A 24,156-nucleotide genomic window follows, 5' to 3' on the forward strand; every position below is an offset into this window, starting at 1 on the left:
CATGGTAGATGGTGCCGGAGATGGTGCAGGAGAGGGGTCAGGCACCGCACGGTAGATGGTGTCGGAGACGGTATCGGAGAGGGGTCAGGCACCGCACGGTAGATGGTGCCGGAGACGGTACACCAGAGAGATCTGACACCTGTGGTAGAAGTTTATTGCTTGATTGAACTTTTTCTTCTCGAGCCAAAAATGATGTTACCATTTGTAAAACGAAATTTTTTATAGGAATGGGATTAATATAGAGGAAGAATAGAAGGTTCACCTTAAAATTCCTTGGCCTCTAATTAATCTTCATTCCTTTTTTGTATGTATGAATAACGAAAATGTAAAGTTTACTTGACATAAATTGTGGATGTAAAGTAAACTTTACTTAAAGAGAATGTAAAGTTTACTTTACTTTTTTGTGGAGGCCTTATGAAAAATAGAATTCGGGAATTACGGAAATTAAATAATCTTACGCAGGAGGAATTATCTATAAAAGTTTGTGTCTCACGGCAATCAATCATTGCAATTGAATCAGGCAAATATAATCCATCTTTAGAGCTTGCCTATAATATTTCAAAAGTTTTCAATTGTAGGATTGAAGATGTGTTTATATTTGAAGAGGAGTGAGTGAAAGTATGGAAGTTTCTTTCGGTGGTATTATTGGATTGTATAGTGGAATGATATTAGGATTATTTGCCTGGTGGTTTGGACGGAAACAAGCTAGGAAAAACAGAGGTCTTGATGAACTTTACTTTCATATTTGGCAAAAGGCGAGATCCTATTCATGGTATGTAACATTAGGAACGCTTTATGTTCTCTTTTCGTTAATATTATTTGGAATTGAAATAAGTGCTGCAATCGTTTTAAGTATTCTCATAATAGCGCATCTTGGGAGTTGGAGTATAATTGGGGGTGTTTTGTCTATCAACATGTCCAATCCAGACTTATTGGAGCCTTCACGTGTAAAGTTAGGTATCATTATAATTGCGGTGTCTATTATTGTATTTACAATTATCTCGATATTAACGAATAACTGGAAGTTTTTGTTGTTCAGTATTCTGCCTAATCTTATTGGTGTTCTTATTGCTTTAACACCGAATAAAAATAATTCAGAGTAAACTTGCTGTGGAGTAGAGATTGTGACATTTTGTTATAGATGTTTTGGATATGGTATCTAAGGGGAGCATTCATAAAAATACTGCAGGTCGATTTGAAAAATTGGGGACAATATAATTACATTCAATATAGATGCGCACAAAAATGAGCAATGATGGGCTGCTTCGGTAGTCCATTTTTTATTTGTTAATTTAAATCAAATAGGGTAGGGGAGTGGTAGAAATGAGGAATAAAACAATGCTCCATAGGTATGTGACATTTTAATGTGCAGCGGTATAGTGGAATGATGAGATTATAGTTACATGAATAAGGGTTAGCTTGCCAGAGAGAAAAAATGGCCCTAAAATGTGTTTTTACTATAGTTATTTAAACAAACGTTTATTTAAATCGAATCAAAATGAAGGAATTTTTATTTTAAATAAATGTTTAATTAAATCTAATAAGCTTTCCTTGCCCTAAAGTGACGGCAATGTGCGGCAGAAGGTGCCAGAGACGGTACAGGAGAGGGGTCAGGCACCGCACTGGAGAAGGTGCCAGAGATGGTGCACCAGAGGGGTCAGGCACCGAACCGCAGATGGTGCCGGAGACGGTGCCAGAGATGGTACAGGAGAGGGGTCAGGCACCGAACCGCAGAAGGTGCCAGAGATGGTGCACCAGAGGGGTCAGGCACCGCACCGCAGATGGTGCCGCAGATGGTACGTCAAAGGTGCCTGACCCCTCCAGCAGAGATTTATTCTATTATTGTTTTGATTTGTGTTTGGGTTTCTTTTAGTGTTTATTGTACTTTTTCTTTTGTTGTGTCATTTAGTTTTTCTATGATGTCGATTTTCAGGTTGATGCCAAGTTCTTTTAATTGCTGTTGTGCTTCGGTGCGGGTAATTTCACCGCTTTTGACTTGATCCATGATTTTCAAGACTTTTTCTTTTGTAGCTTCATCTAAATTTCTGAATAAAATCCCTTTGTGGTGTAACACACCTTTTTCAAGAAGATCACCATCGATTGTTTTAAAAATGACATGATTCGATTGATCAACACTATTTTCTTTCAATTCATTCTGGATCTTGTGATGTAAGCCTTTTTTTATGAATTCACCTTGTATTGGTAATTGGATGCCTAGTTCTTCTAATTGTTTCTGGGCTTCATTACGGGAAAGTTCGCCGCTTTTAACTTTTTCCATAATTCCTTGGACTTTTTCTTTCGTAGCTTCATCCAAGTTTTCAAACGGATGCCCAATTACAAATTTTGCTGGGCATGTCACACCTAGTTCTTCAAGTTTTGCTTTTGTTTCATCCAAAATCGCTTGTATTTTTTTCATTGTTGCTTCATCTACATCTTGTCCCCAGTTAAATTTCAAAACTAGCGGAGCTTTGTGTGGATCTCTATCAATATTTATTTCCGTAATAGTTGTTTGGCTAGAATCATCTGCAACCTTATCAACATTCGCTTCTGCGAAAGCAGGAAAAGCAGCAGCGCCAATGACACCTAAAGATAAAGCTCCTGTTACTACAAATCTTTTAAAATTTAAAAAACTACTCATATGTTCCCTCCTAAATTTGACTTTTTACATTAAAAACAATAAGTCGTTTACATGTCAGTAAAATGTCCAATTAGTAAAAAATTCCTCACAAACATAGTGATTGTTTGAAACACATTGGACATAAAAACAAAAAAGCAGCTAGACCGCCATGTACTTTACTGCTTTTTTGCCTACACAACTATTAATCCGAACCCCGATGCCGTCTAATTCACGTGTCCATCGTATTGATCCCAACACACGAATGAACACATTCGTTTCTGTCCCTTTGTGACTTCCTTATCGATCAAAGTGGAAAATCTAAATATTCTTTTACTGTTACGTACTATTATCAACAACAGATCTAAATCTCATTTTGTAAATGGAATCCCTGACAGCTTATTCACAACAAATAACTCGCACTGATCTACTAGTAAATTTATAATTGTTTCCTCACTTCACAACGTAATTTTGCCTTATGTATATTGCATAACAAAATGGTTCTTACGTTCTTTTGGTGATCAATCAAAAAGTGTTCGTTAAGAGAAAAAGCGAATGGTATTCATCGACAATTTTCTTTCAAATCATATGTAAAAGTGGAACTATCATTCAAAAACATTAATTGAAAAATTGATGTTTCACCCAATATACGTAAAAACCATTTTTCGCCTGCAAAAAACAGCCTTAATCTAACTCACTGATCTACAAATGCAGTCCCCAAGTTTAATTGAAAAAATATTAACAAAATATACCTCAACATACATTTTTGTGGATAATTTCATAATTTCATTGATAGAAATGTTTAAATCTACTAAAATTAAAACAGTTAGTGTGAAAAAATAGTCGAATCGTCGTCTTGTTTTGTTTTTGAAAGGGGACAATGTTTCTATGTTTAATATAAAAAGGAATGATCCGTGCTATTGCGGCAGTGGCAAAAAATTTAAGAAATGCTGTGCTGCCCGTGAAAGCAATGAATCTCAAGTTGCCATTTTGGAGCGGGAAGTTGTTCAAGCTCAGTCAGAGCTGTTCCGTTATTCTTTTTCCCATCCAGTATTTAAGGCAGCTGTTCAACAAAAGTTTCGCAATTTTAATCCACCAGAAAAAATGCGTGATTCCTTCTACTTCTTTGTTGGTGTTTGGATGCTTTTTTCAAGCAAAATTTTGAACGGTAAAACGTCACTTGAACAATATTGCTTGTCACGTCTTCAAACTGCAAGACCACAAGTACAGGATATTGTCCGGTCATGGATTGGAGGAACACCATCGGCTGCAACAGTCGTATCTGTTGATGGACGTCAAATCGTTGTTCGTGATCTTTTTACAAGCGAAACAAAGAATGTAAAAATAATAGATACTGTGACGGAAGTTCCGAAGCAAGGTGCTTTCTTGTTCGGCTATATTGTGCCGTTTTTAAATGATGTTTCCACCTTTTTTACATCTGTTCTATCTTATGAAGATGAAATGGCAGATAAGGTTGAAAGTTTGGTCCGTCGGAAATATGCTAAATTCATGAATGAACAGGCAGAGATGGATGGCAATCGTGAAGCCTCTGCATTTTTGCAACAAAGCTTTTTGGAGCTTGTCGATCTATTCATGTCTGACCGCGAGCTTGATGAAGTTGATTCTGAAGATTGCCAAACTTTTACAAAAGAGGAATTAGGTGTAAGCGTTAGCAAAAATAATCAATTAGCCACTGATTGTGAAAATGGTAACGAACGGAAATTAATGGAACCAACTCATTTTTCAACCGGTGCAATAAGTTTAGACGATACTGCAGCAGCTGTTGTGAATTTATTGGAAGAAAAAGCTCAAAGTGTAGACTTGCCGGAGTCTGTTGTGGAAACAGGGAATACATTATGGCAAAAGTATTACTACAAAAAGCAGCCATTAATCAAAAATGAAAAAATTTATGCAGCCGCTCTTCACTATCTTTTAGTAGACAAAGTATTTCCGCATTATCGCCGCACGCAAAAGGCAACCGCTGAGCTTTATGAGGCATCCCTTGGAAGTGTTAGCAATCGTTCGCGCGAGATGGCTTGTGTGCTTGAAGAAGAGTTGAGAGAGTTGTGTGTAAATAAATTTGACAGCCATATCGAAGAACAGGTTTCTGTTTGAAGTGATATAGGTCAATAGGAAAGCTTGTGGCAAACTAAATCAAATTTTCATTAGCCCGGAAGGTTCGTAGAAAGCTATTATTTCCTTGGAAAAATTTGGCGAAAATATGACCGACCGGTTGTGTTAAAAGAGATTGACCTTTACAACATCCGAGGCTAATCCCATCTAGGTAGACTGAAAAAAGACATGTTACGATGTTCTTAATAGTCTACCTTGATGGGATTTTTCTATGGCGTAAAATATTTAACTTTGAGGAATTCAAGCCAACAACTTCGTGAAAGAATTAGGATTAAAAATGATGGACAAAAATATTTACTTTTTAAAAATAACCCATCAAACGGTTAAGAAGTTTGGAGGAAAAAGGAATGACAAATCATACCGGACAGAGAAAAGTTATTTTAGATTTGGCTGTTACATTGGATGGTTTCATTGAAGGGAAAAATGGTGAAATAGATTGGTGCATCATGGAGCCTGAAATGAACTTTACCGGGTTCTTAAACCAAATAGATACGATATTTTATGGGAGAAAAAGTTACGAACTATGGGGACAATTTATGCCTGATACGATGGATGATGCTGATAGAGAAATGTGGGAATTGTATCATAGTAAAGAAAAAGTAGTTTTTTCAAGGACGCAGAAAGGTGCGGATCATCAAGTAAGATTCATCAATGATCATATTTTTGAAGAAGTAATGAAGCTAAAGAACAAACCAGGAAAAGATATCTGGTTATACGGCGGTGCTAGTCTTATTACAACTTTTGTTAATTTAGCTCTTGTGGATGAATATAGATTATCTGTCCATCCTATTATTTTGGGTGAAGGAAAACCTTTGTTTATTGATATAAAGCAGAGGGTGAATTTAAAACTGGTGGAAACAAAGACGTTTCCTTCTGGTGTTGTACAGCTTATTTACCAATCAAACGCAAATTAAATAAAGAAAAAAATGTTTTAAGGCTGAAAATGTGCAAAAAAATTGCATATTTTTAGCCTTTTTATCATTTTGGCCATGAGATCTTTATATAAAAATCCACTAGCCACGATGGGGATTTGAAAAACTTAATGATTTATTAAAACTCATCATTTGTGGAAGCAAGCCTTTTTAAAAGTTTTAACAAATGATTGAAAATATTTTGATATTTTTATATAATAGGGATGTAGAATATATGTTCGTCTTTTTGCCTGTCTTAGGAGCTAAAAAAGTTAAGGTGGTGTAATGAAAATGATGACAAGACTTTCCCTCAACAATTTCACAGAAAAGGATACGAAGTTGGTAAGCACCCTCCGTATCCATTTTGTATAAATTCTATAGTCTTCTTTGGCTAAAAGCGAACGCCTAAGTTGCATTTTTCAATTCAAAAAATTCTTTGATAAACATGTAGACAAGCGCCTTTGATACGATGGATGTTGGCTCAAGTCCTTCCGATTGCAGTTCTTTCTTTATAGTTGGTGATAGAGAATTAACTTCTAAACGATTGTATCTCAAAAATTGCAGCAAATCTCTCACGATAACATTCTGTTCATAAACATTTTCTGCAAATGGAAAATGGATTGGTGAAGGTGTTTCTATATATTTGGCTATTTTTTCGACCAAGTTAACAAATTCCCCTTTGGAAATGGTTGTTTCCAGATTATATTTATTGTCATATCCAGCAGCAATGAGAGCAAACCTGCGCAAAAATTTTACGCCTTCATATGCCCAATGATCCATGATAGGATTTTTATGCTGTAAAATAGGCTTCAAATTGGCACCGTTTTCATTTAATATCGCTTGGATCCTACGGATATGCCTGTTTTCTTTATCAGCTATGATCGTCTGAAAATCAATATTTTGTTTGTTTGTATAAGCTGCGGCAACACCAGCTGCTTGTCCAACGGTCATCCCAATGGGAACGGTCCTTGCGCTGCCGTGGGCCAATGAATCATATCCAGCGCTGCGGCTAGCAACGAGCAGATTATCAAATCCTTTTGGTACGATGCTTCTAAACGGAATCGCATATTGAACAGGATTTCCGATAATGATGTCGCCTTCTTCGATCGTTGTTGCTTGCATATCAATCGGATAACTGCCAAAAGCAATCCGGTCAGCAAAATCACGGTTTTCTAGTACATCGTCAACTGTCAGCCTGTATTCGGCGTTCAGATGACGTGTTTCACGTACGTAGACTTCATCAGCAAGACTTATGAGCCGAGCATTTTCAAAGCCAACAAGATTGTCACGAAGAAATTTGACAATGTGGGGCAACTCTTCGTTAGCAATTTTTTTAGCAGCTTGAAGGTCGCCAAATTTCAAACCATTGATACCAAGAATTTGAAAGGCGTTGATAAGCACATGACCGTTATTTTGGAGTCCGATATTCAATGCCCGTATTCGTACATTTTCATGGAGTGATTTATATTTTTTCATCTCGCTTCCATAGCCCCAAGCTGAATAGTTGTCAGCACCTGTATAAAAATCGTTATCTTGATTAAGGTAGTTTTTCACTTTTTCCCAGTTGATGCCTGCAACTTCAAAAACTAGCGTAACAGCCATCATTTTCGGTTCATTTCGAAAATCTTCTTGACCGATTGTAAAACTTGCACCAGCCAGCTGGGCAACATCAGCATTAGCAGTTGAATCAATAAACTGCTTGGCGATAATTTTTTTTAGTTCACCATGTTCATTTTTATAAAACAGCGCTTCCACATGATTTTTATTCATGATCGGAAGGAAGGCTTGGACATTGAGTTCAACTGTTATATTTTTTTCGCGTGCCAGCATATTTTCAAAAGCCCGCTGAGCTTCTTCGACGTCAAAAGAAGTTCGGTTGTTTATGTTTTGAAAAAATTCAAGAAAAAGTCCTTGATTTAAACTTTCGCCCGTCTGAGACCAATTGATATCAAGCATGTTTAACTTTCCGAGAGTAAAAAGCCCACCAACTTTTGGTTTTTTATCTAGCAAAAGCGTGCGCTGTCCTTCTCTCGCTGCCGCAATCGCAGCTGCAATCCCTTCAGGCTCGCTGCCGACTACAACAACGTCATATTTTTCAACTGGGTTGATACGACCATAAGTAAGCTTCACCCAGTTTGCCAACGTTCCGAGCAGTGCTTCTTCACTATGAAAAAGTATTTTCCTTTTGTGGGTATGTTCTTGGTGATAAGTTTTAACGTTGAGGCGCCCATCCTTATTTCGAAATTTATTTGAATTGTGACGACTCCTCTCAATATGAAAAGCTGTCTTGTTGTGGATGTTGTCCTCATTAAAAAAAGCAGTTTCTTTTTTTCGAGGGTTTTCTTGATGATAAGTTTTGTCGGTAAGAGGATCGTCCTCAATAAGAAGACCTGCTTTGTTCTGGTGCTCTATTTCAGAAGGAAGTGCCTTTTCTTTGTGTTGAATGTGCTTTGTTTCCTTAGGATGAGTTCCTTTGTCTTGAAGCACTTTACCATTGTAATACGTAGGCTCTTCACGTTCAAGGGCAGGGGAACCTTGGGCAGCTTGAGCGTTTGGTGTAATTATCAAAAAAATCATTGTAGTTATAAAAAAAAGAAAGGTATCCTTGAATTTCATATTCCGCATCCTTGCTGTGAAGTGGTACTTTAATAAATTTTTCTTCTTAGATTGTTGCAAATCTAACTAAAACATGGAGTGCCGTTGTTAATCTACCATCAAGCAGTTGAAAAACAAAGTTTGATGGCAGAGAATCCATTGATTTCTACCATCAAACATTTTGAAAGATGTTTAGTTGATGCCAATCCATTCCAAATGGATTTGATATCTGCCGAATAAAGAATTGACTTTACTCTTGTGGCGGATAAACGCGCCAGCTTGATAAATCAATTTCATTTACATCTTTTGTTAAAAGTGATGCAGGGAAGACAAAGTTCCATGGTTTGCTTGTGTTTGCTTTAATTTCAAAATCGTCCAAAATGAAACCGCCTTGTGCAACGATGTCACCACTTGCATCCTCTACGACCAATGGCAATTGCTGCAGTTTAATGTTTTGTTGTGTTCCATTTTGAATTAACAAAGACACAAGTAATTTTCCTTCATTTGTAAATTTGGCTTGAATTCCAACAAATTGAACTTCTCCAGGTTTTGGAGGAGTCATAGATTCTACCATTTTTCGCAATTTTTCTTTATCTTCTTCTGCTAACGTTTTTTCCCAGCTTTCAGCAAGGTCTAATGTGTGGTTGCGGTTTTCTCGCTGCAACTCAAATACAAGGCCCCAATTTTCTGTTTGAATAGCGGAAATTGGTTTATATAAATCTTTTTCCTCAAATACAAACTGAAACGGACGGCTGCTACGAGGAGGCAAATGACCTACTTGCGTTAAATCAAACTCTTTGCGTCCGTAAATCTCATTCTCACCAATCAAAAGTAGCGGTGTTGTTCCAATCTCAATTGTTTGATCAATACTGCTGCGGACAAACGCTGTACAAACGATAGCTTTTTCTTTTTTCTCAATTTCAATGCCGTTTAACGAAACTTCATTTGGCTTAAGTGGAGGCAATTCATTATTTAAAAAGCGAAAAACGTACTCTTGTTCGATAGGAATATTCCAATCAGGATGGAGTGAAAGCTCTGGGTACACTTCTTCATCAGGATTGCCTTCTGTCGTTGCACCATCTATATGAAGCAAATCCTTTGCAGAAACTGCATGGTCACTACCTGTTCTTTTAATTTTCTCGTCTTCATTTTTCTTTCTTTTAAAAAATGATAACATCGTAACACACTCCTGTTTTTCACAGTATTAAGAAATACCGCTATCATTATTTTTTAATAGAGGACAATGAAGGGTTTGTCCTAAATTTTATATTGTGCTGGATCCCTGGATATAAAGTGGCTCTCGAGTTTTGCCTTATGTTACAAGCAGACAGAGGAAGAGCCCGTTGTCAATTGTTGTAGCACGTCTTTGGCAGCATGCCAGGAAGCAAAGATCCCCGGTGATCCCATTGTGCGTGGATCATTTGCAAGTAGGGGAAGAATGCCGAAACCCGCTTATCGAGTTCCGGTCTTCTATCTTTGTCCTCTTGCTAGCTCTAAGAAAAGGAACCGACGATCTGACGTTAGCAGACCGCGGTCACTTGCTATTGTCTTCTATTTTTCTTCATTTTCTTTTTCAAAAATAGGTGCGGCAAGCCTTGCTAATTGGATGCTCGTATCTCGATCAATGAGCGAGAAGGTACGATTGAACACTTCAAGACCTTCATTTTGATAAAGTCGGAGTGGATCTTCTTGTTGGTAATGACGCAACCCGATTCCTTCTCGAAGCCGTGTCATCGATTCGAGATGGTTGACCCAATGTCTATCGATTGTCATGATGAGAATACGGCGTAATACTTCCTGAATGTTCGTATTGTCTTTGAGTATTTCAAGTTTTTCTAGATATTGCTCAACAAAGGATGCGACGGAAGCATGCACATGTTCCAGGTCCTCGATTTCTTCTGGAAGTTGGATTTTTGGATCAACAATTAGTTGGTTTAATTCGTTCACTAGTTTGTCAAGCGGCCATTCTTCCGGAACCAGCTCTTTGTCACAATATTTATCTATTAAGTAGTGGCAATATCTTGGAATCATTTCAAGTACAATTGATAGGATATCTTCCTGTTCCAGCGCTTTGTTTCGCAAATGATAAATAACTTTGCGCTGATCATTCACGATATCATCGAGTTTTAGGTTATATTCACGGATTGCAAAGTTGCTGCCTTCACAGATGCGCTGAGTTCGTTCAACAAATTCGTGAATATTTTTATTTAAAATAAGCCCATCTTCATTTGTTTGTAACTTTGGCTTTAATTTTTCAAGTTCTTCACTTGCAAAACGGCGGAATAGCTCGTCCTCAATGGAAATGAAAAATTGGGAAGCACCCGGGTCGCCCTGACGTCCAGAGCGTCCTCGCAATTGATTGTCAATGCGGCGGCTTTCATGTTTTTCCGTACCAAGAACAAACAAACCGCCTAATTCAGCAACACCTTCTCCGAGCATTATATCGGTACCGCGACCAGCCATGTTTGTGGCAATCGTGATATGCCCTTTTTGACCTGCCAATGAAATTAAACGAACTTCCTGTTCAACTGTTTTTGCATTTAAAAGTTCATATGGCAGTTTTTCTTTATCAAGGTATTCAGCCACTTGTTCGGATTGGATGATCGATGTTGTTCCAACAAGAATCGGCTGCCCTTTTTCGTGGCGTTCTTTAATTTCTTTTACCATCGCTTTATATTTTGCATCTTTCGTAATGTAGACGCGATCTGGCATATCAACGCGGATGACAGGCTTGTTCGTAGGAATTTGTACAACTTCCATACCGTACGTGTAATTAAATTCTTTTTCTTCTGTTTTTGCAGTACCTGTCATACCTGATAAAATCGGATACATACGGAAATAGTTTTGAATTGTAATGGAAGCTTGAGATTTATTTTCTTCAGTTATTTCAAGTCCTTCTTTTGCTTCGATCGCTTGATGCAATCCATCGCTTAACGTGCGGCCTTCCATGATCCGTCCAGTAAACATATCAACAAGCATCACTTTGCCGTCTTGGACAATATAATCGACGTCGCGTTTGAACATAACATGGGCGCGCAACGCTTGAATTGTATAGTGATATAATGTTTGATGTTCTAAATCATAAAGGTTGTCGATACCAAAAGCTTTTTCTACTTTGTTAATACCAGTATCTGTCAAGACGGTTGCTTTTGTTTCATCATCAAATGTATAATCAACATCGCGTTCAAAGCGTTTTGCAAGACGAGCGCATATATAATGAAGGTTTGCAGCTGACTGTACTTTTCCAGCAATGATGAGCGGCGTTTTTGCTTCATCGATCAAAACGCTGTCGATTTCATCGATAATTGCATAATGATATGGCCGTTGCACCCGTTGGCTTGCTTCTTGAACCATATTGTCACGGAGGAAGTCAAAGCCGAATTCGGTTCCGATCCCGTATGTTATATCTGCCATATAAGCAGCTCTCTTTTCCTCAGGTTCCATCATCGGAATATTTAAGCCGACTGTTAGGCCAAGAAACTCATGAATTTTTCCAATGAGGTTGCGGTCGCGTCTTGCTAAGTAGTCGTTAACAGTAATAATATGAACGCCTTTTCCTTCAAGGGCACGCAAATAGGCTGGCAGAGAGGCCACCAATGTTTTCCCTTCGCCAGTCGCCATTTCAGCAATATTTCCTTCAGTCAAAACAAGTCCGCCGATCAGCTGGACATCAAAATGGCGCATTCCAAGCACACGCTTTGACGCTTCACGAACAACGGCAAAAGCTTCTGTCTGAATGTCAAAAATTGTTTTCCCCTTCGCCAGTTCCTCTTTAAATTGTTCAGTTTTCTTTTTCAACTGTTCGTCTGAAAGCTTTTCCATTTCTGGTTCTAAACGGTTAATTTGCTCGACAATTTTATAGTATTTTTTTAACTTCCGTTGTTGTTCATCACCAATAATTTTTTTAATTGCATTCAGCATGCCGTTCTCTCCTTTTACAAGTGAAAGCCTATATGTATTCATTATGGCAATAATTGCCTTAGTTTATGAATAAAATAGCCTCTTTGTTTTTATATCATTCATGTCCTCTGTATATATAGTAGAAATAGGTTGAAATATGTTGAATAAGGTCTAAAAAAGTTCCATCCTATAGTATAACAAAAGACGGAAAGAAATACATCTTTGTGTTGGAGAGGATTTGGGAGAGGGGGTGAGAGGTTCAGAAGGTTTTTTGTAAGATAGCTTCTGCTGTTATTAAAGTGGGCATTCCTTTTTTTTAGGAAATCTTTGTCTTGTTGAAATAGGGGATGTTGATCTAGTTTATAAAGAAATATGGATGTTTTTAAGGGTGGTGGAGGATGGAACTTCCAAAATACGATGGTAGGAAACTATTTTCATTCCGGGGTTGTGGCCGAAAGACCCTGAATGTTTTTGCGAAAGGAAACTATTACATAAATAGGGGGAATGGGACAGGGGCCTCACTCGATCCAATCATCGATATCGAAATGTTTGAGGCTCCTATCGCCTTACAATCTTCCTACATTAAATTGCCCAATCGCCATTGCGGAAAATTGGAACAACCGTCCCGTCCCCTTTAATTCCATCAACGTTCATTTCGCTTGAACCAATCATGAAATCAACGTGAACATTGGAAGTATTTAATCCATGTTCCCTCAACTCTTCTTCGCTCATTTTTGTCCCGCCTTGAAGGGTCGTCGGATAAGCGGAACCGATGGCAAGGTGATTTGAAGCATTTTCATCAAACAATGTGTTATAGAAAATAATACCGGATTGGGAAATCGGTGATGGATCCGGAACTAAAGCCACTTCCCCTAAACCAGTTGCACCTTCATTTTCAAACACGAGCTTCTTAATTGTTTCATCACCTTTTTCAGCGGAAACTTCAACAATTTTTCCATCTTTAAAGTGAACGACAATACCTTCAATTAAAGTACCTGCATAGCTAAGCGGTTTTGTGCTGCGGACAACACCATCTAAACGGCGTGTATCTGGTGAAGTAAAAATTTCTTCCGTTGGCATATTAGCAATAAATTCTTCACCTTTTGGATTCACACTGCCAGCGCAAGCCCAAATATGATTTTTAGGCAACCCAATTGTGAAATCGGTTCCTGGTGCCGTAAAACGCAAAGCGTGGAACTGGATTTCATTTAATTTTGCTGCTTTTTCATTCAGTTTCTTTTTATGTTCATCCCAAGCTGCAATCGGGTCATCTTCGTACACACGGCATGTTTTAAAAATTTGATCCCATAAGGCATCAACTTGTTCTTCGGAAGTAGATAGGTCAGGAAAAACTTTTGCAGCCCATTCCGCACCGGCTGCAGCTGCAACTGTCCACTTAATATCATCATTTTGTGTGGCTACGCGTTGCACTTTAAATGCTTTTCCGGCGGCTTTTTGATATGCAGCCACTTTCGCTGGATCTACGTCATTCAACAAACCAGGATCGCTGGATATAACTACTAGACGAGAGACCCGATGGTTCAAAATATGATCTTCTGTTTCGTCAATTTCATATTTAGGAATATTTGTTAACACTTCTTGTGGCTGATGCAAATAATGCAATTTTGTGATCGCATCGTCTTGCCATTTTACAATGACTTTTTCAGCCCCTAATGCATAAGATTCTGCAGTAATGAAACGAGCTAGCATTGCTTGGTCAACAGAAATTGTTAACTTCACCCAGTCGCCTGGCTGTACATTAATACCTTTTGTTACTAATAACTTTGCGTATTTTTGCAAATTCTTCTCAAAATTTGGTAGTGCCACTGAAGAAACCTCCTTCTTTTTATGTATGTAAAACAATAATAGCATAATGATATTGAATTTTCTTAATTATTAAATGTGCCTTGGGATCCGAGAAAGTAGAGTGTTTCTGTATTTGCTGTGAACAAAAAAAGGACACAGGGCATAGACTTGTGTAAGAATTTTGCCAGTTAACAAAAAACACAACACGCACATAGATAGCAACTGAATTCTTGCGCAAAAAATTTTTCCTGCAAACAAAAATCACCACAACACGCATAGATAGCAACTAAGTCCTGAACAAAAAATTTTGCTACTTATAAAACCACCACAGCATGGAAAGGGAGCAGTTGATTTCCAGCTTAAAAAATTTGCTGCATACAAACAGGACCAAAGCAAGTAGATAGCAACTAAGTCCTGAACAAAAATTTTGCTATTTATAAAACCACCACAGCATGGAAAGGGGGCGGTTGATTTCCAGCTCACAAAATTTGCTGCATACAAACGGGACCAAAGCAAGTAGATAGCAACTAAGTCCTGAAAAAATTTTGCTACATACAAAAACACCACAGCATGGAAAGGGAGGAGTTGATTTCCAGCTCACAAAATTTGCTGCATACAAACGGGACCAAAGCAAATAGATAGCAACTAAGTCCTGAAAAAATTTTGCTACATACAAAAACACCACAGCATGAATAGGGTTGCGGCTGATTTCCTGCTCACAAAATTTGCTGCATACAAACGGGACCAAAGCAAGTAGATAGTAACTAAGTCCTGAAAAAATTTTGCTACATACAAAAACACCACAGCATGAATAGGGTTGCGGCTGATTTCCTGCTCACAAAATTTGCTGCATACAAACGGGACCAAAGCAAGTAGATAGCAACTAAGTCCTGAACAAAATTTTTGCTACATACAAAAACACCACTGCATGAATAGGGTAGCGGCTGATTTCCTGCTCACAAAATTTGCTGCATACAAAAACACTTCAGCGCGTGTAACTAAGTGTCTGTATAAATGAATCTTTGCTACAAGTCCTCTTATCGTTATAAGAAAATCATATGCATCTTTTAGAATTTTTTTCGAAAAAAAATCCTCCTTTTAGCATAACCAGCAAAAAGGGAGGATTATTCTTTTGGTTATTTAATTAGACATTACAGGTATCTACACAAATCCTTTGTTTATCTAAACTTTTTAACAAGTATGTAACATCGATTTGAGAATTAACTATATGTATACATTTTTCAAATTCCTAAAAAGTTGGTGAAAAGTCGCTTAGAAGAAAATTTTTAAATTACACGATCGCATTTGGGAGATAAGCAGCAGTTTTGTCCCGGTAAGTTCGGGTTGTTGTATAGCAAAAACATCTTAAGATTCCGCTTCTTTTCTCTCCACAAAAATAACTCGAAAACAGCAGTTTGTTACATTGTAAAGTGCCTCTTTGAAAATTTTAGTATATCGTGATTGAAGCCAGTCTTGGGCAAACTCATTTGGTACCGCAATGATTGTCTCTCTTTTGAAATGATTGATCTCCAGTAACTCTGTAGGTTTAACCCATGTTTCATAACTTTGCTTTGAAAGTTGGTTTTCAAGGTGGTTCTGCACTTTTGTCCATAACTGTTGAAGTTCTTTGCTGTCTATAGCCCCTTTTTGAATGGAATAGAGGACGCATGTGCCCGCTTTTTTTGCATTAGTTTTTTCCATAAATGAACCCCTTTCAGAGCTTTTCAAGTGTGGCAAATGATTTGAATTGGGTTTGGGTTTCCAATATTGTTAATGTTTTTTAAAGCTATTAAAAGGATTACGCTTTGAAATTGGCATTTTCAATAATGTTTCTTTCTTCTATATGCATTTCAATTGAAGCAAAGTTTTATGATTAGCATTTTGAAAAACTTTTTATTTTGACCATGCGTTTAAATTATTGGTCATGCTTTTTTAAACGCTATTAGTTCAAGCAGCTGATAAGGTCATCATATGAATTTAAATTATGATTTTCCAAACGCCTTTTCAATTATAGCAGTTTTATCCTGCATCATTAAGCGAACGTTGATTCTAAATTTTAAAAAGATCGAATGATGGTTTTAACACAATGTTTTTTCTTCCAGGATGACAAGGTTCCTTTTTGCCCAAGATTCATAGCATAGTAATAGCTTTTTGTACTGATGTTGTTATCAGTAGGAGAGTAACTGCGCTTTTTTTGTGGTGAAAGTTTTTGTGCCGATGTTGTGAATCAAATCGATAAAAATGACTTCGGCGTAGATGGCGCTATTTGTTTTTTTGTGAAGGATATTTCTTTCTAATAAACAATGATGGGGGTTCATGATGGTTACGGATGCTGCTATAAAACAATGGACGATCTTACCTCATGGAGGAGAACTTATTAATAAAGTGGCAACAGGTGTATGGCGCAAGGAGTTATTGGAAAAAGCTCAAAAGATGCCTGTTTTGACCATTTCTGATTGGAGCCTTTCTGATCTTGAATTGATTGCAATTGGCGGGTTTAGTCCGTTAACGGGGTTTATGGGAAAACGAGATTATGAAAGTGTATTAAAAACGATGCGGCTTGCTAATGGGATTGTTTGGAGCATCCCGATTACCTTGCCGGTTCGTGAGGAAGATGCCAACCGTTTTGAGATCGGTTCTACCATTGCATTAAAAGGAGCCGATGGCATCATTTATGGAATTTTACAGTTAACGGAAAAATTTTTTTATGATAAAGAATTGGAAGCAAAGTATGTGTATGGGACAACGGATATAGCGCACCCAGGTGTCAAAAAGCTTTATGAAAATGGTGATGTATATTTGGCAGGGCCAATCGTTTTATTGAACCGGCCATCACATGCGCCTTTTGAGCAATTTTTTCTTGATCCAATGGAAACGCGGGCGCTGTTTAAGGAACTGGGGTGGAAGACGGTTGTTGGGTTTCAAACGAGGAATCCAGTGCATCGGGCTCATGAATATATTCAAAAATCTGCGTTGGAAATGGTTGATGGGTTGTTGTTAAATCCGCTTGTGGGAGAAACGAAAAGTGACGATATTTCGGCTGCAATTCGCATGGAAAGCTATCAAGTCTTGCTTGAAAAATATTACCCGAAAGACCGTGTGCGGCTGGTCATTTATCCGGCTGCAATGCGTTACGCCGGTCCGCGTGAGGCGATTTTGCATGCGTTGGTACGGAAAAATTATGGATGCACGCATTTTATTGTAGGCCGAGACCATGCGGGTGTCGGTGACTATTACGGGACCTACGATGCCCAGCGGATTTTTGATCAGTTTGGTAGAGAAGAAATTGGAATTGAAATATTGAAATTTGAACATAGTTTTTATTGCAAGAAATGCGGACAAATGGCAACTGCCAAAACATGTCCACATACGAAAGAGGATCATATTCATTTAAGTGGCACGAAGGTGAGAGAAATGCTCCGGAATGGAGAAAAGCCGCCGGCAGAGTTTTCCCGTCCGGAAGTCGCAGAAGTGCTAATCCGGGGGTTGAAGGCATAAAGGTTTACACTTCGTTGGCAGAAGGAGCCGGAGAAGGTACCACAGAGGGGTCAGGCACCGCATGGTAGATGGTGCCGGAGACGGTGCCACAGAGGGGTCAGGCACGGTATCAGAGATGGTGCCGGAGATGGTACCGTAGAGGGGTCAGGCACCGCACGGTAGATGGTGCCGGAGGAGGTGCCACAGAGGGGTCAGGCACGGTGCCGGAGAAGGAGCCGGAGATGGTACCGTAGAGGGGTCAGGCACCGCCCCGTAGATGGTGCCACAGACGGTGTTGGAGAGGTCTCCGGCACCGCAGGGAGCGGTGTCTGATCCCACAAGTTGTGATCATCTGAGGAGTTGAGGGGTATGAGGTCTAATCATATTGTTTGGCATCCGGCGCACATTACGAAAGAGGATCGGCGTCGGTTAAATGGTCATAAAAGTGCTATTCTTTGGTTTACTGGTTTTTCTGGTGCTGGCAAGTCTACGTTGTCGGTTGCTGTTGAAAAGGAATTGCATCATCGTGGGATTCGTACTTATGTTTTGGATGGAGATAATATTCGTCACGGGTTAAATAGAAATTTAGGTTTTTCGGCTGAGGATCGACAGGAAAACATTCGACGTATAGGAGAGGTATCGAAGCTTTTTATCGATGCTGGTATTATGACGCTTACTGCGTTTATTTCGCCTTATCGGAAAGACCGGGAAATGGTTCGGAGGCTTGTTGGCCCGGATGAGTTTGTTGAAATCTACGTAAAATGTTCCCTTGAGGAATGTGAAAAGCGGGATCCAAAAGGTTTATATAAAAAAGCTCGAAAAGGAGAAATCAAAGGATTTACTGGAATTGATGCCCCTTATGAGGCGCCAATAAATCCAGAATTAATTGTAGAAACGGACAAAGAAAGTTTACAGCAATCCGTTGCGAAAATCTTGTATTTTTTGGAAGAAAAAGGGTATTTAAATGTATAAACAATAAAATTTTATCCATTACACTGAAAAGAAACTTCCAAAGATTTTTGGCATTGTTTTTAAGGAAGCAGCATATTTTTTTGAATGGGGGCAAATTAGAAAAAGGCGGAAGATGGCAGGTGATGGCTGCACACGTTCGGAAAAACCTTTCTTTTTGTAAAAAAATAATAACGTCGTAAGGTTTGAGTTTTAAAGATTTGTTTATAAAAACAAGAACCGGGGGTAGCCAGAAGTTTCGATTTCGTTCGCCCCCTCTATTTTTTTAAACTTCACGCTATGCGCGTGGGGAAATTCCTTACATACTAGAGAGGAATAAAGTATTTTTGAACTATTTTTTTGGACATCCCTTACAGCTTTCAATAGCAAAGAGAATTCAACGTAGTCTATCACTTTTTACATTAATAGCATTTGTGTGAAACTTTTTGTATATATTAATAGCTTTATATCTATGAATGGCTGTTAATAGAAAAGTTTATTGCTACATAATCAATGATATGTACTACTTCCATGTCTATAATGCATGGAATTTTTTAACTTATCATGTAACAATTTTGTTTGCCACTCGTCTAATTAATTAAAACCCTTTTTTATCCAAATGCTTAAACCTACCAATGAAAATTGCTAGATTTACAGCAAATTTTGTCAAAACTTGGTGAAAAAATTTTACAATTTGCCTATTCATTTTTAAAGTGTTTACTAGATTTTAGTGGTAATATTAAAGAACGGCTACTTTTAATTGGAAAATGAGAGGAAGTTTACGGAATGAGACGATTATCTTTATTAGAGAGAAAAAATTTATGGGCTTTATTTTTGTTTTCTTTAGTATTCCTTTCTTTACAAACATCAGTATTTGCTGATGATATTGATGAAGTTCGTGACCTATTAAAAGAAGGTTATTATGTGCCACTTAGCGAGAAGGTTTTAAACAAGGCGACCATTGATGAAATTTTTGAAGAACTTGATCCATATACTGTTTATTTTACAAAAGAAGAATTTGAAGAATTAATAAAAGAAATAGACATGAACTATGTCGGTATTGGTATTATCGGCGAGGAACATGAGGACGGCGTAAAAGTTGTCCATTTATTTGAATCTGGAGCAGCGATCCATACAGATTTGCAATTGGATGACATTATTATTGAAGTAAATGGAACGTCTTTGAAAGGAAAAACGATCGTTGAAGCGCAAAAATTGTTGGTAGGGGAGCCTGGAACAAAAGCGCATTTAAAAGTCTATCGTCCTAGCACGAAGAAAACTTTTACAATTGATGTTATCCGAAAAGAAACGGAAATTGCTCCAACAGTGGAATCGGCTTGGCTTGGTGGCGATATTGGCTATTTGCGGTTAAATAGTTTTAATAAAGAATCAGTTTCTGAGTTGAAGAAAGCTATGAAAAGTGTTGGTCAAGTCAAGGGTTGGATTTTTGATATCCGTGATAATGGAGGCGGGTATTTAGATGCGGCTCAAGATGTGGCAGGATTGTTTCCTGGTGTCGAGATTGCGTTGATTGTAAGGGGACAGGACCTTGGAACAAAATTGGTTTTAGCAAATAAGCAAAACCCTCAATTAACAAAACCGATTATTATGCTTGTGAATAGTGATAGTGCTAGTGCATCGGAAATTTTAGCTGGTGCGGTTCAAGATGAAGGTGCAGCCAGGCTATATGGTCAGACTACATATGGAAAAGGTTTAGCCCAAGCAGTTTTTGAACTTTCAAGCGGGAATTATGTAAAAATGACAGTTGCGGAGTTTTTTACTCCAAGGGGCAATGTGATCGAAGGTGTCGGAATTATTCCAGATGTTGAAACTGAAATTGGCGAAGAACTGGCGATTGCTCATCGCGATTTGTTGCTGATGGAAGAAGATTTCGTGGAGCTTTCAGGAGAAAAATTTCAGAAAAAAGTGCCGCGGAATGTGAGCATCGGTATTCGTTTGGATGGTATTTTTTCAGTGCAAGCGTTGGGAGAAAAAATCTCTTTAATCGAGTTAGGTGGAAAAAATGTTGCCATCGATGTGGTGCCAACGGCTTTTGATCAATTTATGATTAAGCCAAAAAACCTATTGGATGCTAATTCTCGTTATCTTTTAATGATAGATTCAGGTGCACAAGACTATGTGATAGAATTTGAAACGTCTGATAAAATAGAAAAAGAGGAAAAAGAGGTAAACTTTGCCGATATTAAAATTGGAGATTTCTTTGCGGGTCCTGCTATTGTTTTGCACAATGAAGGGCTATTAAAAGGGATTGGACAAAATCAGTTTGGACCGTATGCAGGGGTGACAAGAGAGCAAGCTGCAGTCTTTTTTGCTAGAATTTTAGATTTGCATACGGATGAAGTGGAAGATCCGGGATTTAAAGATGTTCAGCCGGGAAGTTACTATTATTCTTCAGTGGCTGCAGTTAAAAAATTGGGCATTATGCAAGGAAAATCAAAAGATCGTTTCGGTACAGGAGATGTGCTGACAAGAGGCGAAATGGCTGCATTGTTAGTACGGGCTTTCCAATTGGAGAATGTTAAAAATGGAAATGGCGGAGAGGCTGTACTGCCATTTGTAGATGTGAAAAAATCAGCGTTCTACAATGATATTCTTAAAATCTATCAAGCTGGGTTGGCAAGCGGTACAACAAAAACGACTTTCTCACCAGAAAAAACGGTTACGAGAGGGGAATTTGTAACATTCCTTTACCGCACGATCGTTAAAGAAAAAGGCGGCACTGAATTTGCGGTGTTGTCGGTAGAGTAGAATGGTCTGCGTGCGGGAATGAGGTGATACTAGCTGCGGAGGCTCGTGAACTGCAAGCGAGTGTGACCCGGAAAGAAAGCGGAGGATCATGGTCTGCGGCCGGGTGTGAGAAGGTACTGCCAATGGAGGAACGTGGTTTTCCAGCAAGAGTAATGTGGTTTCTAAGCGGCGGCTCGAGGTTTCCGAACGAGTTCGAGGCGGTCTGGAATCGGAGAAGTATGGTCTGGGAGCGGGTGTAAGTCGAAATGGCGGCGGTAGGAACGGACAGACAGTGATGAATGGTGCAGTCTACGTTGTGGTGTTGCGCAGAAGAGGGGTCAGGCTCCTCTGGTGCACTGTCTGCGGCACCATCTGAGGTGCGGTGCCAGACCCCTCTGGTGTACCGTCTCTGGCACCATCTCCGTCCCCGTCTGCGGCACTGTCTGAGGTGCGGTGCCAGACCCCTCTGCAGTACCATCTCTGGTACCGTCTGCGGCACTATCTGCGGTAGGGTGCCAGACCCCTCTGGTGTACCGTCTCTGGCACCATCTCCGTCCCCGTCTGCGGCACTGTCTGAGGTGCGGTGCCAGACCCCTCTGCAGTACCATCTCTGGTACCATCTCCGGCACCGGTGCTGGCCACCCTTTTGGTGAACTTCTGAAAGTGTATACATTCACCCTTTGCATGTACATATTGGTTCAACCCCTGCTAATGGCAAAACTCTATCCAACTTAGGGGGAGGTTTTATGAAGAAATTTTCGTTTGTAACAGTTCTAACAGCATTTTTAGTCCTGACTAGTTTTGGTGGACAAGCTGTTTTTGCAAAAAGTGATATAACTGGGCATGTTTTTGAACAAGAGATGCGATCGCTTGAGGCTCTGAATATTATGAATGGAGATGGCAAAGGGAATTTTTTCCCGGACAGACTTGTGACAAGAGCACAATTTGCAGCATTTTTAAACAGATCTTTAAATCTTCCAAATTCAAATGACAAAACGTTTTTGGATACAGTAAATCATCCGCTTGGTAAAGAAGTTCATAATGCAGCTTCAGCAGGTTTTATTAATGGCGTGGGCGATGGAAGGTTTTTACCTGACCGTACATTGACCCGTGAAGAAGTTGCATTAATGGTGAGCAGGGTTTTATCAGCATATGGCCTCTCGGGAAATAAAACTACAATTCCAACTTTTAAAGATCATTCTGAAATAAAATATCCAAATGCACTAAAACCAATTTTTGCTTACAAAATAATGAACGGATATCCAGACCAAACATTCCGCCCTAAAGAAGGGGTGACACGTGCCCAAACAGCAGCAGTTATTTTTAAAATGTATACTTTGTTGCAAAAACAAGATGAAGAGAAAAATAATGGAGGCAATCAAGGTTCTGAGGATAATAAAAATGACAATGGAACAAGCTCAGACCATGAAGATAAAACAGATCCTAAAGAAGATCAAAGCAGTGAAAAAGGAAAAGATACAAATCAAATCGACCCACGTAAAGAACATCTCGCTATTTCTACAAAACTAATAAATATTTATGAAGACGGGATGAAACGAGTCCGTACATATGTAAATGTAGGAACTGAAATGAAGTTTCTTGAACTTCTTGGAAATCGCGTTGCTGTGGAAGTGGCTGGTGTTGTCGGCTATGTCAATCCAGACGATGTAAAAATTGTTCCGAAAGATGAAGTGGAAAATAGAACGTACTATAAAGTAGTTAACGGATATTTGCGCCACTATGTGATCCAAAATGGTCAATATGAAAGCTATATTTATGGTCCTGCTCCTAGATTTTTAAAAGAAGGAGAAAAAGACTATAGCTTTGATGGAAGAAATTTTGAAGGAGGCACGTATTTTCAATATTTTAATTACTTGCCTTTACTTTCAGAAACCCGTTACACCGCTGAAGAGCTTGATGAATACGTAAGATCGCAAAGACCGAATTCACCTCTTATTGGATTGGGAAAAGTTTTTAAACAAGCTGAAAAAGAGACGGGTGTAAACGCATTGTATTTGCTTGCTCATGCGATTCACGAAAGTGCATGGGGAACAAGTAAAATTGCAATGGAGAAAAATAATTTATATGGAATTCGTGCCATTGATGCCGATCCTTATGCTAACGCGTATGAGTTTCCTAGTTTAGAAGATAATATTTTATACGCTGCAAAATATGTAAAACAAAATTACTTAATACCAGGTGCAAAAAGCTATTATTTCGGCTCATTCTTAGGCCATAAAGGAGTGGGCGTAAATTTATTTTATGCTTCTGACCCATATTGGGGGCAAAAAATTGCTGGGCGCATGTATTTGATCGATGAATATTTAGGACAAAAAGATTTGAACCATTATGATTTGGTCATGACAAAAGTTCCATCATTAAATGTGAGAAGCGGTCCAAGTACAAATGCAAATCTATTATACGAGCACCGGTATGCTGGAGTAACAATGATTCTATTAGACGAGGTTAAAAGAAGCGACGGCATATGGTACAAAGTCAAATCCGATCATCCAGATTACAAGGATGGGTATATTTACGCAAAAGGTGAAAGAGGGAACTATGCGGAGATCATCAAATGATGATCTCCTTTTTATGCGCCGTTTTTCGGTGCCATTTTTTTGGTGCCGTTTTTTGGTGCCGGATCCGTCTGGGGGTGAATCTGGTGCACCGTCTGCGGTAGGGTGCCAGACCCCTCTGGTGTACCGTCTCTGGCACCATCTGCGGCACCGTCTGCGGTAGGGTGCCAGACCCCTCTGGTGTACCGTCTCCGGTACCATCTGCGGCACCGTCTGTGGTGGGGTGCCAGACCCCTCTCATGTACCATCTCTGGCACATCTGGTGCACCGTCTGCGGTAGGGTGCCAGACCCCTCTGGTGTACCGTCTCTGGTACCATCTGCTGCACCGTCTGTGGTGGGGTGCCAGACCCCTCTGGTGTACCGTCTCTGGCGACACCTGCTGCACCGTCTGCGGTAGGGTGCCAGACCCCTCTGGTGTACCATCTCTGGCACATCTGCGGCACCGTC

At 39.1% G+C, this 24,156-nt stretch carries 15 protein-coding genes; 9 read left to right on the top strand and 6 right to left on the bottom strand.

The window, feature by feature from the left end; all coding sequences use genetic code 11:
* Positions 1 to 414: 414 nt before the first annotated feature.
* Positions 415 to 612 carry a helix-turn-helix transcriptional regulator gene (locus HR057_RS15970; RefSeq protein WP_173732442.1) on the top strand — a complete coding sequence of 66 codons (198 nt, stop codon included), beginning with the start codon at positions 415 to 417 and terminating at the stop codon, positions 610 to 612.
* A gap of 8 nt (positions 613 to 620) precedes the next feature.
* Positions 621 to 1,103, top strand: coding sequence for a hypothetical protein (locus HR057_RS15975; protein WP_173732443.1), 483 nt, complete (start codon positions 621 to 623; stop codon positions 1,101 to 1,103).
* 773 nt (positions 1,104 to 1,876) lie between these two features.
* Here the strand turns inward: HR057_RS15975 and HR057_RS15980 are convergent.
* Positions 1,877 to 2,638, bottom strand: coding sequence for a hypothetical protein (locus HR057_RS15980; protein ID WP_173732444.1), 762 nt, complete (start codon positions 2,636 to 2,638; stop codon positions 1,877 to 1,879).
* An 864-nt stretch (positions 2,639 to 3,502) separates the two neighbouring features.
* Between HR057_RS15980 and HR057_RS15985 the strand changes: the two genes are divergently transcribed.
* Complete coding sequence (locus tag HR057_RS15985) at positions 3,503 to 4,729, top strand: YecA family protein (RefSeq protein WP_173732445.1); 1,227 nt, start codon at positions 3,503 to 3,505, stop codon at positions 4,727 to 4,729.
* A gap of 365 nt (positions 4,730 to 5,094) precedes the next feature.
* Positions 5,095 to 5,661 carry a dihydrofolate reductase family protein gene (locus tag HR057_RS15990; protein ID WP_173732446.1) on the top strand — a complete coding sequence of 189 codons (567 nt, stop codon included), beginning with the start codon at positions 5,095 to 5,097 and terminating at the stop codon, positions 5,659 to 5,661.
* 402 nt (positions 5,662 to 6,063) lie between these two features.
* On the opposite strand, the gene HR057_RS15995 is transcribed toward HR057_RS15990, so the two are convergent.
* Positions 6,064 to 8,274 (bottom strand): FAD-dependent oxidoreductase, encoded by a 2,211-nt coding sequence (locus tag HR057_RS15995; RefSeq protein ID WP_230474498.1) that lies wholly within the window; start codon positions 8,272 to 8,274, stop codon positions 6,064 to 6,066.
* 84 nt (positions 8,275 to 8,358) lie between these two features.
* On the opposite strand from HR057_RS15995, the gene HR057_RS17255 reads away from it, so the two are divergent.
* Complete coding sequence (locus tag HR057_RS17255; protein ID WP_268990213.1) at positions 8,359 to 8,493, top strand: hypothetical protein; 135 nt, start codon at positions 8,359 to 8,361, stop codon at positions 8,491 to 8,493.
* Positions 8,494 to 8,503: 10 nt separating this feature from the next.
* Here HR057_RS17255 and HR057_RS16000 read toward each other — a convergent pair whose 3' ends face one another.
* From HR057_RS16000 to HR057_RS16015, 4 genes are all read right to left on the bottom strand, one after another.
* Complete coding sequence (locus tag HR057_RS16000; protein WP_173732447.1) at positions 8,504 to 9,430, bottom strand: accessory Sec system S-layer assembly protein; 927 nt, start codon at positions 9,428 to 9,430, stop codon at positions 8,504 to 8,506.
* Between the two features lie 374 nt (positions 9,431 to 9,804).
* On the bottom strand, positions 9,805 to 12,174 hold the full coding sequence (secA2, locus tag HR057_RS16005; protein WP_173732448.1) for an accessory Sec system translocase SecA2: 2,370 nt from the start codon (positions 12,172 to 12,174) through the stop codon (positions 9,805 to 9,807).
* Between the two features lie 561 nt (positions 12,175 to 12,735).
* Positions 12,736 to 13,980, bottom strand: coding sequence for an aminopeptidase (locus HR057_RS16010; protein WP_173732449.1), 1,245 nt, complete (start codon positions 13,978 to 13,980; stop codon positions 12,736 to 12,738).
* A 1,344-nt stretch (positions 13,981 to 15,324) separates the two neighbouring features.
* A complete protein-coding gene (locus HR057_RS16015) occupies positions 15,325 to 15,660 on the bottom strand; it encodes a DnaA N-terminal domain-containing protein (protein WP_173732450.1) in 336 nt (111 codons plus the stop codon).
* 618 nt (positions 15,661 to 16,278) lie between these two features.
* Here HR057_RS16015 and sat point away from each other — a divergent pair.
* The 4 genes from sat (at position 16,279) to HR057_RS16035 (ending at position 23,711) form a co-directional block, all read left to right on the top strand.
* Complete coding sequence (sat, locus tag HR057_RS16020) at positions 16,279 to 17,457, top strand: sulfate adenylyltransferase (RefSeq protein ID WP_173732451.1); 1,179 nt, start codon at positions 16,279 to 16,281, stop codon at positions 17,455 to 17,457.
* A gap of 348 nt (positions 17,458 to 17,805) precedes the next feature.
* Complete coding sequence (cysC, locus tag HR057_RS16025) at positions 17,806 to 18,408, top strand: adenylyl-sulfate kinase (RefSeq protein WP_173732452.1); 603 nt, start codon at positions 17,806 to 17,808, stop codon at positions 18,406 to 18,408.
* 762 nt (positions 18,409 to 19,170) lie between these two features.
* Positions 19,171 to 21,153 carry a S41 family peptidase gene (locus HR057_RS16030; protein WP_173732453.1) on the top strand — a complete coding sequence of 661 codons (1,983 nt, stop codon included), beginning with the start codon at positions 19,171 to 19,173 and terminating at the stop codon, positions 21,151 to 21,153.
* 725 nt (positions 21,154 to 21,878) lie between these two features.
* A complete protein-coding gene (locus HR057_RS16035; RefSeq protein WP_173732454.1) occupies positions 21,879 to 23,711 on the top strand; it encodes an S-layer homology domain-containing protein in 1,833 nt (610 codons plus the stop codon).
* Positions 23,712 to 24,156: the final 445 nt, after the last annotated feature.

The organism is Calidifontibacillus erzurumensis, from assembly GCF_013303125.1.
Classification (GTDB): Bacteria; Bacillota; Bacilli; order Bacillales; family Bacillaceae_J; genus Calidifontibacillus; species Calidifontibacillus erzurumensis.

Excerpts from the sequence above, each read along its gene's own strand:
- HR057_RS15970 (WP_173732442.1), top strand. The coding sequence starts at position 415 with ATGAAAAATAGAATTCGGGAATTACGGAAATTAAATAATCTTACGCAG.
- HR057_RS15975 (WP_173732443.1), top strand. The coding sequence starts at position 621 with ATGGAAGTTTCTTTCGGTGGTATTATTGGATTGTATAGTGGAATGATA.
- HR057_RS15980 (WP_173732444.1), bottom strand. The coding sequence starts at position 2,638 with ATGAGTAGTTTTTTAAATTTTAAAAGATTTGTAGTAACAGGAGCTTTA.
- HR057_RS15985 (WP_173732445.1), top strand. The coding sequence starts at position 3,503 with ATGTTTAATATAAAAAGGAATGATCCGTGCTATTGCGGCAGTGGCAAA.
- HR057_RS15990 (WP_173732446.1), top strand. The coding sequence starts at position 5,095 with ATGACAAATCATACCGGACAGAGAAAAGTTATTTTAGATTTGGCTGTT.
- HR057_RS15995 (WP_230474498.1), bottom strand. The coding sequence starts at position 8,274 with ATGAAATTCAAGGATACCTTTCTTTTTTTTATAACTACAATGATTTTT.
- HR057_RS16000 (WP_173732447.1), bottom strand. The coding sequence starts at position 9,430 with ATGTTATCATTTTTTAAAAGAAAGAAAAATGAAGACGAGAAAATTAAA.
- secA2 (WP_173732448.1), bottom strand. The coding sequence starts at position 12,174 with ATGCTGAATGCAATTAAAAAAATTATTGGTGATGAACAACAACGGAAG.
- HR057_RS16015 (WP_173732450.1), bottom strand. The coding sequence starts at position 15,660 with ATGGAAAAAACTAATGCAAAAAAAGCGGGCACATGCGTCCTCTATTCC.
- sat (WP_173732451.1), top strand. The coding sequence starts at position 16,279 with ATGGTTACGGATGCTGCTATAAAACAATGGACGATCTTACCTCATGGA.
- cysC (WP_173732452.1), top strand. The coding sequence starts at position 17,806 with ATGAGGTCTAATCATATTGTTTGGCATCCGGCGCACATTACGAAAGAG.
- HR057_RS16030 (WP_173732453.1), top strand. The coding sequence starts at position 19,171 with ATGAGACGATTATCTTTATTAGAGAGAAAAAATTTATGGGCTTTATTT.
- HR057_RS16035 (WP_173732454.1), top strand. The coding sequence starts at position 21,879 with ATGAAGAAATTTTCGTTTGTAACAGTTCTAACAGCATTTTTAGTCCTG.